Source organism: Arthrobacter sp. TWP1-1, assembly GCF_049897845.1.
GTDB lineage: Bacteria > Actinomycetota > Actinomycetes > Actinomycetales > Micrococcaceae > Specibacter.
Map to the genome: position 1 here is coordinate 67,146 of NZ_JAFCXC010000009.1, position 12,833 is coordinate 79,978.

At 61.8% G+C, this 12,833-nt stretch carries 12 protein-coding genes; 10 read left to right on the forward strand and 2 right to left on the reverse strand.

Annotated features, from left to right (window positions below; all coding sequences use genetic code 11):
- Positions 1-79 precede the first annotated feature (79 nt).
- The 7 genes from ACP7B9_RS14585 to ACP7B9_RS14615 are packed head-to-tail and all read left to right on the forward strand — an operon-like array spanning position 80 to position 8,510.
- Complete coding sequence (locus ACP7B9_RS14585) at positions 80-1,939, forward strand: ABC transporter substrate-binding protein (RefSeq protein ID WP_425864518.1); 1,860 nt, start codon at positions 80-82, stop codon at positions 1,937-1,939.
- A gap of 3 nt (positions 1,940-1,942) precedes the next feature.
- A complete protein-coding gene (locus ACP7B9_RS14590; RefSeq protein ID WP_425864520.1) occupies positions 1,943-2,977 on the forward strand; it encodes an ABC transporter permease in 1,035 nt (344 codons plus the stop codon).
- Positions 2,974-3,897: an ABC transporter permease gene (locus tag ACP7B9_RS14595; RefSeq protein WP_425864521.1), complete on the forward strand. Its 924-nt coding sequence runs from the start codon at positions 2,974-2,976 to the stop codon at positions 3,895-3,897. Before ACP7B9_RS14590 ends, ACP7B9_RS14595 begins: the two co-directional genes overlap by 4 nt.
- Positions 3,897-5,618 carry an ABC transporter ATP-binding protein gene (locus ACP7B9_RS14600; RefSeq protein ID WP_425864523.1) on the forward strand — a complete coding sequence of 574 codons (1,722 nt, stop codon included), beginning with the start codon at positions 3,897-3,899 and terminating at the stop codon, positions 5,616-5,618. The genes ACP7B9_RS14595 and ACP7B9_RS14600 overlap by 1 nt, the downstream gene beginning before the upstream one ends.
- A complete protein-coding gene (locus ACP7B9_RS14605; RefSeq protein ID WP_425864525.1) occupies positions 5,615-6,532 on the forward strand; it encodes a S66 peptidase family protein in 918 nt (305 codons plus the stop codon). The genes ACP7B9_RS14600 and ACP7B9_RS14605 overlap by 4 nt, the downstream gene beginning before the upstream one ends.
- Positions 6,529-7,650 (forward strand): serine hydrolase domain-containing protein, encoded by a 1,122-nt coding sequence (locus ACP7B9_RS14610; protein WP_425864526.1) that lies wholly within the window; start codon positions 6,529-6,531, stop codon positions 7,648-7,650. Before ACP7B9_RS14605 ends, ACP7B9_RS14610 begins: the two co-directional genes overlap by 4 nt.
- Before the next feature lie 11 nt (positions 7,651-7,661).
- Positions 7,662-8,510, forward strand: a complete 849-nt coding sequence (locus tag ACP7B9_RS14615; protein WP_425864528.1) for a serine hydrolase — start codon at positions 7,662-7,664, stop codon at positions 8,508-8,510.
- Here the strand turns inward: ACP7B9_RS14615 and ACP7B9_RS14620 are convergent.
- Positions 8,482-9,570, reverse strand: coding sequence for a mandelate racemase/muconate lactonizing enzyme family protein (locus tag ACP7B9_RS14620; protein WP_425864530.1), 1,089 nt, complete (start codon positions 9,568-9,570; stop codon positions 8,482-8,484). The genes ACP7B9_RS14615 and ACP7B9_RS14620 overlap by 29 nt on opposite strands.
- A gap of 136 nt (positions 9,571-9,706) precedes the next feature.
- Here ACP7B9_RS14620 and ACP7B9_RS14625 point away from each other — a divergent pair, with 136 nt between their 5' ends.
- The 3 genes from ACP7B9_RS14625 to ACP7B9_RS14635 all read left to right on the forward strand — a co-directional run bounded on the left by ACP7B9_RS14625 (position 9,707) and on the right by ACP7B9_RS14635 (position 12,221).
- On the forward strand, positions 9,707-11,059 hold the full coding sequence (locus ACP7B9_RS14625; protein WP_425864531.1) for an MFS transporter: 1,353 nt from the start codon (positions 9,707-9,709) through the stop codon (positions 11,057-11,059).
- A gap of 95 nt (positions 11,060-11,154) precedes the next feature.
- Complete coding sequence (locus ACP7B9_RS14630) at positions 11,155-11,457, forward strand: hypothetical protein (protein WP_425864533.1); 303 nt, start codon at positions 11,155-11,157, stop codon at positions 11,455-11,457.
- Between the two features lie 62 nt (positions 11,458-11,519).
- The gene (locus tag ACP7B9_RS14635; protein ID WP_425864535.1) at positions 11,520-12,221 is read left to right on the forward strand and encodes a DedA family protein; all 702 of its coding nucleotides are present in this window, start codon (positions 11,520-11,522) and stop codon (positions 12,219-12,221) included.
- A 41-nt stretch (positions 12,222-12,262) separates the two neighbouring features.
- On the opposite strand, the gene purN is transcribed toward ACP7B9_RS14635, so the two are convergent.
- Positions 12,263-12,826: a phosphoribosylglycinamide formyltransferase gene (gene purN, locus ACP7B9_RS14640; RefSeq protein ID WP_425864537.1), complete on the reverse strand. Its 564-nt coding sequence runs from the start codon at positions 12,824-12,826 to the stop codon at positions 12,263-12,265.
- Positions 12,827-12,833: the final 7 nt, after the last annotated feature.

Here is a 12,833-nt window from a genome sequence, read left to right on the forward strand (position 1 = left end):
TTTACGCAATTTGTTTCAAGAGTTCCGGGTCGTGACCGAACAGCGCCGACCCGCGTGTTGCACAGCCGAGGGGAAAATAATGGTCTTCAACATAACCACCGACTCACCGATCCGCAGTTCGCGACGGAAAACCGAGTCCCGCAGGCCACGCTTGGCCGCCTGCGTTCTGGCACTTTCCTTGGCCTTGGCACCGCTTGCGGCAGCCCCTTCGGCTATGGCCGCCACGGACGATGCGAGCACCGGCACCATCTTGAAACTTGCTCTCACAGGTGACATCGATTCCCTGAACCCGTTCAAGGCCATCCTCGCCTCCAGCACCAGCATCCTTGGGCTGGAATACCAGAGCCTGGTGTCCTACGGCCCCAAGGACAATGAGGAAATTCCGGGCATGGCCGATAAGTGGGAGACCTCCCCGGACGGTTTGGTGTGGACCTTCCACATGCCCAAGGACCGCAAGTGGAGCGATGGCGAGCCCATCACTGCCAAGGATGCCGCCTGGACGTTCAAGGCCATCGCGAGTAACGATGCACTGAAACAAGCCAACGGCTCCCTTCTGGAAAGCGTTGCCTCCGCCGAGGCCACAGATGACGAAACCCTGGTGGTCACACTCAAGGCACCCCAGGCACCGAACCCCGGAACTCAGCTACCCATCATGCCGGCCCATATTTGGTCCGAGGTTGATCCTGCCAGCTTCACCAATGACAAGGACAGTGTGGGTTCGGGCCCCTTTGTGGTGACCAAGTACGACAAGACCTCTGGCGTGACGCTCAAGGCAAACCCCAACTACTGGGAGGGTGAGGCAAAGATCGCCGGCATCACCTATATCCCGTACAAAAACACCGATGCGGCCGTTCAGGCCTTGAAAACTGGTGAGTTGGATATTGTCAACGGTTTGACTCCGGCTCAGTACAACGCGCTGAAGGACGTTGACGGGATCACCACCAACGCCGGAACGGGCCGCCGCTACCAGGCAATTGGGATCAATCCCGGGACCCAGACCGCCGACGGAACTCCCATGGGAGACGGCAACGTTGCCCTTCATGACCTGAAGGTGCGCCAGGCCATCGTCATGGCCATTGACAACAAGACCCTGCTGGAAAAGGTACTTCAGGGCTTGGGTCAGCCCGCCACCGGCGAGATCCCCGCCGCTTACCCGTTGTACACCTGGAAGACGGACTCAGTGCCGCTGCAATACAACGTCGAGGCGGCCAACAAGCTCCTTGATGAGGCTGGGTACACCAAGGGTGCCGATGGAATCCGTGTCGGCAAGGACGGCAAAGCGCTCAAGCTACGCCTCACGGGCCGCAACTCCGATGCCACCCATCAGCAGATGGCCGACTACATCAAGCCGTGGCTGAAGGAGATTGGTATTGACATCACCACGGCAATGAAGGCACCGGCACAGCTCAACGACGATTCGACCGTTGGCAACTATGACCTGTACTTCACGGGCTGGGGCATGGGACCGGAGCCGGACTTCCAGCTCTCCATCAATACCTGCGCATCACGGCCCAATGCAGACGGAACCGGCGCCACAAGCGAGAACGGTTACTGCGACCCCGCCTACGATGCCATCTACAAGGCACAGCACGTGGAACTGGATCAGACCAAGCGCAGCGCCCTAGTGGCCCAGGCCCAGGAAATGATCCACAAGGCTGCCGTCAATAACGTCATGTACTACGCCAACACACTCGAGGCCTACCGGTCCGACAAGTTTGAACCGTTCACAACCCAGCCCGAGGTGGGCGGTGTCATCACCGGACAGAACGGCCCCTGGAGCTACTACTACGCCACACCGGTCGCCAGTACTTCCTCGGAAGACTCCGACGGCGGTTTCAATGCGGCCGCCGTTGTTGTCCCTCTGGTTATCGTGGTTCTGGCCGCCGGCGGATTTGTTCTCTACCGCCGCCGTCGTACCTCCTCCGACGAGCGAGAGTAACCTATGTCCGCGTCGCAACTAGTAGGGGCGGAGCCAAGCAAGGAGATCGACGAACCAGGCCGGGGAACCTCGTGGCTGCGCTACGTGGGATTGAAGGCAGGCGGCGCCCTGTTCTCCATGATCATGGTTGTTCTGCTTGGCTTCTTTGCCTTCCGGATTCTCCCCGGGGACCCCGTACGTTCCTTGGCGGACGGCCGCCAAGTCACGGCAACGCAGATGGATATTCTCCGTAAGCAGTATGGCTTGGATCAACCGGTCATCGCCCAATTCTGGCGGTACCTGACCGATCTGATGCAGGGCAAGCTAGGCGATTCATATACCTACAACCGGCCGGTCATGGAGCTAATCCTTGACCGGCTGGGTCCAACCCTTCTACTCACCGGAACCGCCGCCGCGCTGTCCGTTGTGCTCGGCCTGTGGCTCGGTCAACGGGCAGCGTGGCGCCGCGGCAGCATGTTCGACAAGGCGCACACCGGAATTGCCTTGACGCTCTGGTCGGTCCCCACCTTTTGGTTGGGTCTGCTGATGCTTCTGGTCTTTGGCGGGATGCTGCACTGGTTCCCGACAGGAGGCATGGCAACGGCTGGAAGTTCGGCAACAGGATTGGCGTACATCTGGGATATCGCCAGGCATCTGGTGTTACCCATGCTCACCATGGTTGCCGTGGTCTACGCCCAGTACCTCATGGTGATGAGGGCTTCCCTGCTTGAGGAAATGAGCGCCGATTATCTCGTCACGGCCCGGGCCAAGGGATTGCGTGAGGATGATGTGCGGCGAAAGCACGCCGTCCCCAACGCGCTGCTCCCGACCGTCACACTGATCTTCCTCACGTTGGGCGGCCTGATTGGCGGCGCCGTGACGGTTGAGACCGTATTCTCGTGGCCGGGGCTCGGCTACCTCACCTTTCAAGCGCTGTCAGCCCCTGATTTCCCTCTCCTGCAGGGAACCTTCGTAGTCTTTTCGTCGATTGTGATCATCATGAACTTCTTCGCAGACATCTTGTACCGAATCCTTGACCCCCGGTTGCGTACAGCATGAGCGTGCATACCGGGCAAGAAACCCGGATTCCCGCACGCAAAGTCAATGTGGCAGCCGCACGACGGCGCCAACGGGCCGGGGAGGTGTGGCGTGAGTTTTGCGACAACCGCTCCGGCCTGATCGGCTTGATCATCTTGTTGGTGGTTTTTGCGCTGGCACTATTGGCTCCCGTCCTCGCCCCTGTCGATACGCTCGACGTCACTAAGATCACGGCCGGCCAGAATGAAGCGCCGTCCTGGGCTAACCCCTTGGGCACCGATCCAGCAGGCAGGTCCGTGCTGGCCATGCTGGTTTGGGGCGCCAGGGTTTCATTGTTGGTGGGCTTTTGTGCCACGGCGGTCTCCATGGTCATCGGCACCGTGGTGGGCATGGCAGCGGGTCACTTCACCGGCTGGACTCAGGCGGCGCTGATGCGCCTTATCGACTTCTTCCTCGTGGTTCCGGGCCTGGTGCTGGCCATTGTCTTGTCCTCCATCATTGGCCCCGGCGTTGCAACTATCATCATCGCCGTCGGGATCACCTCGTGGGCTGGAACTGCACGCGTTGTCAGGTCACAGACCTTGACGGTGGAATCCAGGGCTTACATTGAACGCAGCTGGGCCCTGGGCGCCTCCAACGCCCACATCATCAAAAAGCACGTGCTTCCAGCGGTCATGCCGTTGGTGTTAGCCAATACAACGCTGACAGTCGGTTCCGCGGTGATTGCAGAATCGACCCTGTCCTTCCTTGGCTTGGGCGATCCCAGCAGTATCTCGTGGGGCTCCATGCTCAAGATGGCGCTAGACACCGGAGCCGCTACAGGAGGCTTCTGGTGGTATGTGCTCTCCCCCGGACTCGCGATCGTCGGAGTTGTCCTGTGCTTCACCCTCGTGGGCCGCGCCCTTGAATCAGTCATCAATCCAACATTGAGGGGACGCTAATGCCACGCTTGGAATTTGTGGATATGTCAGTCATCTACCGAACGCAAACCACTGTGGGCCCGGGCGAACTGCGGGCTGTTGATGGCGTGAACCTCGTGGTGGAACCGGGCTCAACGCTGGGATTGGCTGGCGAATCCGGCTGCGGAAAATCAACCCTTGCCATGTCTGTGCTGCGGCTGTTGCCGGCCAATACAACCACTACCGGGAAGATCCTGCTCGGGGATGAAAACGTGCCCGATCTGGGTTGGGGCCGCCTTCGCGCCGTCCGATGGACGGAAGCGGCCATCGTTTTTCAAGGCGCCATGCACTCACTGAACCCGGTGCGCAAGGTGCGGGATCAGATCGGCGAGGCACTGCTGGTCCATGCCACCGGCGAGCGGGCAAAGTACAAGGAAGAAAAAACCCGCAACGCCAGGGTGGCAGAACTGCTGGCGCTCGTTGACCTGTCCCCTGCCAAGGGAGCCAGCTACCCGCACGAACTTTCCGGGGGTCAAAAGCAGCGCATCATGATCGCCATGGCGCTGGCGTGCGAACCGGAACTGATCATTGCCGACGAGCCCACCACCGCACTGGATGTGGTGGTTCAGGCTCAGGTGCTGGACGTACTCAGTGAGCTTGTGGCCTCTCGCGGCTTGTCCCTGATCATGATCAGCCACGACCTTTCGGTCCTGGCTGCAACCTGCGAGCGGATTGTGGTGATGCAGCGCGGAAAGATCGTCGAGGACGGCCCGTCCGAACAGGTGATTCGGCATCCCCAACACCCGCACACGCAGGCCTTGGCGTCGGCTTTTCCACTCATCGGGGACGCTTCCTCACGTCGGCGCCTGCCTAGCTACTCCGCGCCCGAGCCAGCCACCGCCGTCGGTGACCCAGTTGCCGAGGGAAGCAACGACGTCGTCCTTGAGGCTCGCAACGTCACAGTCACCTTTGGTTCCAGGGGCAGCGGCACCACCGCGGTCGACGGCGTCAATCTCACCTGCCGGCGCGGCGAAATAACTGCACTTGTGGGTCAGTCCGGCTCCGGCAAGACTACTTTGGCCCGCACCCTGCTGGGCCTACAACAGCCCACGTCCGGGACGGTCCATTTCGAGGGAAAGCCGCTCAAGCACGGACGAAAGGAGCTCAAGGCTTACCGCAAGTCGGTGCAGTTTGTGCTGCAGGACCCTGCTGCGGCACTTAATCCCAAGCACACCGTGTACGAGGCCGTTGCGGAAGGTCCACGGCTGCACAAGATGCCCGGGGATGAGCGGGAGATCGTTTCCAACGCCTTGCGTCGGGCTGAGCTCAATCCGCCGGATCGGTACCTCGCCTCGATTCCGCAAGAACTCTCCGGTGGGCAGCGGCAACGAGTTGTCATTGCCGGAGCGCTGGCGCTTGACCCGGAGTTCCTCGTTGCCGATGAGCCGGTCGCTAGCCTTGACGCGTCCGTGCGGGCCGATATCTTGGCACTTTTGCTGAAACTGCGCTGCGAATCAGGGCTTGGCGCCCTCGTCATCACCCATGATCTTGGCCTGGCATGGAACATTGCTGACAGAGTTGTGGTCATGTATCAGGGAAAAATTGTTGAGGAAGGTCCGGTGGAACAGGTCTTGTTGAATCCACAGCACGAATATACGAAGAAACTGCTCAGTGTTGTGCCAACTGCGGATGCGTCCACTGTGGAAGTACCCACGGCATTAGCGTCCGGTGTGGGGCTCTCCGATCTCAGCGGCGCCAAGTGAGTGCCGCGCAGTTGCCCGGACCCCTAAAATCCGGGGACCGGGTAGGACTCATCTCCACCTCGGGAGCACCTACAGCTGAAAATGTAGACCGGGCCGTGGCGCTGCTTCAATCGTGGGGTTTGGTACCCGTCCTCGGCGAACACATTCGTGGCACCCACCCCCGGGCGAAGTATTTGGCTGGCACGGATCAGCAGCGCGCCGCGGATTTACAGTCCGCGTGGTGTGACGAAACCTTGGCGGGAGTCTTTGTGGTGCGCGGCGGCTACGGGACTGTCCGGCTTTTAGATCACCTTGAGGCTGATGCTTTGCGGTCGGCCCGCCCCAAACCTTTGTATGGTTCCTCGGATGTGACCGGTCTGCATGAATTTTGGGCTGACGAGCTTCATATCCCCACCTGGTTCACGCCCATGATCGCCACCGGATCCCTGCTCGATGATCCTGGTGCCACCGAGAGCCTGCGGCGGGCAGTTTTTGAACCGGTGTCGGGGCGGACGTTCACTGCAGAGACGGCTGAGACCCTGGTCCCGGGGACTGCCACAGGGGTGACAGTTGGCGGCAACTTGAGCCTTCTGGCCATGACCATGGGCGCCAAGGGGCGCAACAAGTCCTCCAATACAGGGAAAATCGGCCTGCTGGAGGACGTCACCGAGGACATCTACAAGCTCGACGGTTTGTTGCACACGCTGCTGCGGTCCGGTTGGTTTGCCGGCATGACAGGGTTGGCTTTGGGGTCTTGGAAGGACTGCGGCGAGTCCGCCGACGTCCGTGCATTGTGCGAGGAACTTCTGGTCCCCCTGGGAATCCCGTTGGTTTGGGAGCTAGGGTTCGGCCATGACGCCAATGCCCACAGCATCCCGCTGGGAGTACCCGCAACGCTGCTCGCGGACGAATCACCCCGGCTCGTGCTGCAATGACGACGCCGGGTGCCCAGCCGAGTGCCCTCGCGGACGTGCTGACCGGGCTGTTGGAAGACGCAGTGGCCGGGGGCGTCACGCCGTCGGCCACGTGCGCCGTCGTGATGGGCGGGCGCCCACAGCCTGTTGTTGCAGCAGGTGCGGCAACCGCCGCCACGTATTTCGATCTGGCGTCGATCACCAAGGTCTTCACGGCTGTGACTGCCTTGTCTTTGGTGGACAGCGGCGATCTGGCGCTCGATGAATCCGTGGGCACGTGGCTGCCTGATTATGGGAACGGCGCCAAGTCCGCCGTGACCTTGCGCCACCTGCTCACGCACACCTCCGGACTGCCTGCGGTCTGGCCAGGCTGGCGATCGGCATTGGCCACAGGTGAGCCGTTCAATCGCCGCGACCTCCTTGCCGATCTGCTCGCCATGGATTTGTCCGCGGCGCCCGGGACCCGCTTTGAATATTCTTGCGTTGGTTTTAACACCGTCATGGCCTTGGCCGAACGGGCTACCGGACGGCCGTGGGGCGAGCTGGTGGGCGAACGCGTACTGGGCAAACTGGTCGGCGGGAATTTTGCACCGGGATCTCCGGAATTGACCGGCAGCCCCGATCCAGAACGCTGCGCCCCCACCGAGTTGCAGCCGGAATACGGCAGGGGCATGGTGCAGGGCGTTGTCCATGACGAGTCAGCATGGTCACTGGGTGGACTCAGTGGCAATGCAGGAATGTTCGGAACAGCCACGGGGCTGGCTGTCTTCGGAGATTCCCTGCGCGAAGGCTTGCCCGGAATTCTCAGTCCAGCTCTGGCCGAGGAGATGTGGCGCGATCAGCTACCGGAGGTGCTGGGCCATCACCTAGCTGCAGGCGGTCCAGGCTACGGTCACGGTTTGGGCCTACGGATCGGTCAAGAGTCCTGGATGGGCGCCCACCCCGGCGCCCGCGGGCACAACGGGTTCACCGGAACCTCTCTGCTGATGGACCGCGAGGCCGGCATCACCGCCGTCCTGCTGACCAACCGGGTCCACCCCAGCCGCACTCTCTCGGACGTCACCGAACTTCGTCATGCTGTGGCTGATGCCGCGTACGCCGGAGCCTCCGCGCTAACCGAGCAGCCCACCCAGTACTAGAAAGGTCCTCCATGTCCCTTACCTCTGATTACAGCGACGGCGTTCCCACGGTCTCCTTCCACCTGACGGATATGTCAGGGACGGTCTTGGCCGAACGCAATGCCGACGTAACGTTCTATTCCGCCAGCACCATCAAGCTCGGCGTTCTGGTCGCTGCCATGCAAGCCGTGGAGCGCGGCGAGCTGTCCCTGGACCAGCCTGTTGTCTCTACCCACACCTTCAAGAGTGGTGTTGGGGCCAACACCCCGTTTAGTTTTGACCCCGACGACTATGACGAGGGGCTGCCTCCCGAGGGCAGCCTGACCACGCTGCGCACGGTACTCGAGCGCATGATCATTGTTTCCTCCAATGAGGCAACGAACCTTGCCATCGAGCTGGTTGGCTTCCCTGCCATCAATGCCTCCCTGGCTGCCTGCGGTGCCACCAACTCGTTCATGGACCGGATCTACGGTGACATGGACGCGTTGGCTGCCGGGCTGACCCATCAGGTCACCGCCCGGGATCTGGCCACGATCATGCATACCGTCTTGAGCGGGCGCGCGGCCGGGCCTGAACTGACGGCGATGATGATGGGTTGGCTGCGAGCGCAGGAGTATCCCGTGATCGGCCTCGAGGCCCAAGCCTTGGAACCGGGATGTGATTGGGGAAGTAAGTCCGGGTGGGTGACGGGGATCCGGCACGATGTTGCTTTTGTAGCTCCGGCCAGTGACGCGTCGGCAACAGGCAAAGCCCCGTCTGAGGGTTACATCCTTGCCGTCTGCACGCGGGCTTACTCCGAAGACGACGCCACCGAGGTGGTCCGCTCCATCACGGCCATGGCTCACGCGATCGTCAACTCGAAGCTGACGCAAACCCTGTAATGCCAAGCCCTGGCGCCTGAGAAAGCAGGATTTCCGGGCCGTTGTACGCGGCTCCGCCGGAGACCGGTGACGCTGCCAGCCATAAGCCGCCGTCCAAGTCTTGAGCCATGGCGGGCAGTGTCGAAGCGAAGGATGCGGCCGCTGCAATGCCAACGCTGCTCTCGAGCATGCACCCAACAACCACCCCGAGCCCGGCCTCGGCTGCCCGGTTGGCCAGTTTCCTTGCGTGCCGGAGCCCACCGGTCTTGGCCAACTTGATATTGACCAACGATGCCCCCCGATGCTTCACAAGTAGTTCCAGATCGGCGCAGTTCCAGACGCTTTCATCCGCCATGATGGGAAGGTCGACGGCGGCGCTCACCTTGGCGAGTCCTGCCCAGTCAGCTGCCGCCACGGGTTGCTCAACAAACTCCACACCCAGGTCCGCCCTCTCCAGTTCCCGGATGAATGCGATGGCCTGTTCAGGAGTAAACGCTTGGTTGGCGTCGACGCGCAGGATCGGATCCACTCCCACGGCGGCACGCACGGCCACCATCGCGGCCAGCGGGTCACCGGCAGCATTGAGCTTCACCTTGAGGCAGTTGAACCCCTCACTGACGTGGAGGAGTGCCGTTGCCGCCAAGTCTTCAGGCGAGGCAATGGAAAGCGTCATGTCCGTCAATACCGCTGTCGGGGCTGAGGCGCTCCCCTGAAGCCGGTCATTGAGATACTCCGCCAAGGGAATCCCGGCCTGCTGTGCGGCAAGATCGTGGAGAGCGCAATCCACGGCAGCTCTGGCAACGGTTGGTTCGCGGCTTTGTTCAACGAGCGCTAGTGCGTGATCCACGTCGTCGGCCGCCACTATCAATGACCAGAGCGGCCCATGAACCGAGGCCACCACCGCATCCGTTGTTGTCTTCGTGACAACGCTAATGGGCGCTTCGCCCCAACCGCTTCGGCCGGCGTCGTCCCGCAGTTCCACAATGACCGTCTCCAGCTCCACGGCGCTACGCACCGCAGTGGTAAATGCTCGGCGCAGGGGCACCTTGATTCGGTGCGCGATCACTGACACGAACTTCACGGGAACCGCCTTCTTGTTAGTGAAATACACAGCCACCATCAGTTTAGTAATTGATCTTCTCCACGAGGTGCGACGGCGGTCACTTTGCCGGATAATCTTGAGGCAGGTGCAACGCCAGACGTGAACAAAGGACCCCATGAGTATCCCCACAGCCATCTTGACCGGCGACCGTGTAGTGCAGGAACTGCCCTGGCGCTGGAAGGTGCAGGGCAGCATCTTCCTCATTGGCGGACTCGGCTTCATGTTCGACGCCTGGGACGTGACGCTCAACGGCTTCCTGATTCCCTTGCTCTCCAAGGAATGGGGACTCAGCCCAGGGCAGGCGGCGTGGATTGGTACGGCGAACCTGATCGGCATGGCAGTTGGTGCGTTTGCCTGGGGCTCCATTGCCGACATCATCGGGCGCAAGAAGGCCTTCACGCTGACACTGCTGATCTTCTCAATTTTCACGGTTCTTGGCGCCTTCTCCAATGAGCTCGTACTCTTTTGTGTGTTCCGCTTTATGGCAGGTTTTGGCTTGGGCGGGTGCATCCCGGTGGACTACGCACTGGTTGGCGAGTTCACGCCGCGCAAACTTCGCGGCCGCGTGCTCACGGCAATGGATGCCTGGTGGCCCATTGGCGCATCCCTGTGTGGCGTGGTTTCCGCCGTGCTCATGGCATCGTTTGGCAACTGGCGGTATTTGATGTTGGTCATGGTGCTCCCGGCGCTCTTAGTATTTTGGGTGCGCGTTGGAGTGCCGGAATCTCCCCTGTATTTGGTGCGGGCCGGCCGGCAGGCCGAGGCCAAGGCCGTGATTGAGAAACTCATTGAGCGGACCGGGGCCGTTGTTGGGCCGTGGAAACTACCGGATCCTGCCGACGCCCCGAAGTTGTCGCTGGGCAAGGTAACGGATCAGCTCGCTGGTTTGTGGCGGTTCAATTGGCGGATCACCAGTGTCGCGTGGTCGCTGTTCCTGACCATTCTGTTGGTCTACTACGGTGCGCTGACGTGGATGCCTTCCATTTTGGTGGCCACCGGCTATGCCGAAAACAAGGCGTTCATGGCCACCGCTTCGATGACAGCGATCGGCCTGTTGGGCGTTGTTGCCGCGGCCTTGCTCGTTGAGCGCGTTGGCCGGAAGTGGATCCTTGCCATCACCGGCCCGCTGGCCGCGCTGTCGCTGGTGATTTTCGCGCTGGTGCTGGATGCCCCGGTCGCCGCACAAATCTGGCTGCTGGTGTTTGGCTTTGTCATTCAGGTGGCAATCCCGGTGCTGTACACCTACGTCTCGGAGCTGTACCCCACACACCTGCGGGCCACTGGCTTCGGCTGGGCCTCAACCATGTCGCGGGTGGGCGCCGGGTTGGTGCCGCTGATTTTCGGCTCGCTCCTGTGGCCCGTGCTGGGCCTGCCACTCACCTTCGCCCTGACCGGCGGACTGGTGCTGCTGGCCGTCCTGTGGATGGCGATCTCCGCACCCGAGACGAAGGGCGCCGCGCTGGATTAAGGCTTGCCGTGTCCGCGCAGGAGAACCCTCAGGGTTTGTCCAAGTTCAAGCGATACTGTGTTGCTGACATTGTGTTGCCAACTTTAAGGATCATCATGAGCGCGCTGCTTCCCACTGCCCTTGCCACCACCGGCCTGTTGGGTGGTTACCAGACCGCCCGTGCCACGGGGAATCGTCAATTGGGTGGCGCGGTTCTGGCGGCAGCGGGAGCAGCAGCATTCATGGGCTGGAAGAAGAACGCCGGCGTAGGAACGGCCGCGGCACTGACGGCCGCCTACGTTGTAGCGTTTGGCGCCTCGCACCCGTTGGCCAAGAAGTTGGGCGCGTGGCCGGCCGTCTACACCGTGACGGCCGCAACCGCTGTGGCCTCGCTGGTGTTTGGCCGCGCCAAGAAGTAGCGGCCCCGCTCCCCTCCCCTTCCCTCTCCTCGCCGTAATCGCCTAGGGCGAGGGGGTCCGCCATGTCCCAAGCTCACGTAAACTGGTTTGACCGGCACCTCGCCGGAATCTCCTGCTTTTACAAGTTTGACAAGGACACCATGGAACTCGCGGCCTACGACCCAGGCTTGATGCAAGGGCTCTGGGTGTACCTCGCAGGCGGCGGATTCGTCATGGTTTCAGCCTTCATCCCGCCCGTACCGAGCACCACCGTGTTTGTTGCCTTAGGCGCTTTGGCCGGGCTCGACGGCGGACCTCAAGCGTTGCCGCTGGTGCTCGCCATGATGGCAGGAGCCTTGGCCGGGGACCTTCTTACCTACTGGTTCACCAAGTTGTTCGGCCATACGCGGTGGGGATCCAGCCGCGGTCCCAGGCGCCAACGCGCCGTGGACGCTGCAACCCGCCGGTTGCGTCAGCGCCCGTACATGTTCATGTTGACGTCGCGGTTCATCCCGCTGGGTAGGCTTTCCTCGAACATCGCCGCCACAGTGGCCGGCTACCCGCTGCGGGCCTTCACCATATTTTCGCTGGTCTCCGCCAGCGTGTGGTCGCTGTACTCGGTGGGCATTGGCATGCTCACCCGCCACTGGCCCAACGTTTCAACGCAGCTGGCCGTGGTGGTCGCCATCGTCTTCTCGATCGTCCTTGGCTGGCTCGTTGGCAAAGTCTCCACGTGGATCATGGACCGGAAGAGCGCAAAGCCCTCCCCCGCCGTCGCACCTTAAGCGGGTAAGCCTCAGTAGGCGCAGCGTCACGCCCTAGACGTTTAGGCGCTGGCCAGGTCTCCGAGGACCTTGATGAGAAGTTCACGCTCGGCAACCTTGATGCGCTCGTGGAGCGTTTCCTCGGTGTCGTCCGGGAGGATCGCCACGGGGGTCTGGGCGATGATGGGGCCCGTGTCCACTCCGGCGTCGGCGTAATGGACCGTGCAGCCGGTGACCTTGACGCCGTACGCCATGGCATCGCGGACGCCGTGGGCGCCGGGGAATGCGGGCAACAGGGCCGGGTGGGTATTGACGTAGCGGCCGGCAAAAGCGTCGATGAAACTCGGCGCAACGATCCGCATGAAGCCGCTGGAAATCACATAGTCGGGCGCATAGGCGGCCACGGCATCCAGCAGGGCTGCATCCCACTCGGCGCGAGTGGCGAAGTCCTTGAAGTTCACAACGAACGTCTCCACGCCAGCAGCAGCCGATCGCTCAATGCCGAACGTATCCGGCCGGTCCGCACCTACGGCGGCGATCTCGACGGGCAGGCTGCCTGAAGCCACGGCGTCGAGGACTGCCTGAAGATTTGAACCGGAACCAGAGACTAAGACAACTATGCGCATGAGAACA

Excerpts from the sequence above, each read along its gene's own strand:
- ACP7B9_RS14595 (WP_425864521.1), top strand. The coding sequence starts at position 2,974 with ATGAGCGTGCATACCGGGCAAGAAACCCGGATTCCCGCACGCAAAGTC.
- ACP7B9_RS14600 (WP_425864523.1), top strand. The coding sequence starts at position 3,897 with ATGCCACGCTTGGAATTTGTGGATATGTCAGTCATCTACCGAACGCAA.
- ACP7B9_RS14625 (WP_425864531.1), top strand. The coding sequence starts at position 9,707 with ATGAGTATCCCCACAGCCATCTTGACCGGCGACCGTGTAGTGCAGGAA.
- ACP7B9_RS14615 (WP_425864528.1), top strand. The coding sequence starts at position 7,662 with ATGTCCCTTACCTCTGATTACAGCGACGGCGTTCCCACGGTCTCCTTC.
- ACP7B9_RS14610 (WP_425864526.1), top strand. The coding sequence starts at position 6,529 with ATGACGACGCCGGGTGCCCAGCCGAGTGCCCTCGCGGACGTGCTGACC.
- ACP7B9_RS14630 (WP_425864533.1), top strand. The coding sequence starts at position 11,155 with ATGAGCGCGCTGCTTCCCACTGCCCTTGCCACCACCGGCCTGTTGGGT.
- purN (WP_425864537.1), bottom strand. The coding sequence starts at position 12,826 with ATGCGCATAGTTGTCTTAGTCTCTGGTTCCGGTTCAAATCTTCAGGCA.
- ACP7B9_RS14585 (WP_425864518.1), top strand. The coding sequence starts at position 80 with ATGGTCTTCAACATAACCACCGACTCACCGATCCGCAGTTCGCGACGG.
- ACP7B9_RS14590 (WP_425864520.1), top strand. The coding sequence starts at position 1,943 with ATGTCCGCGTCGCAACTAGTAGGGGCGGAGCCAAGCAAGGAGATCGAC.
- ACP7B9_RS14635 (WP_425864535.1), top strand. The coding sequence starts at position 11,520 with ATGTCCCAAGCTCACGTAAACTGGTTTGACCGGCACCTCGCCGGAATC.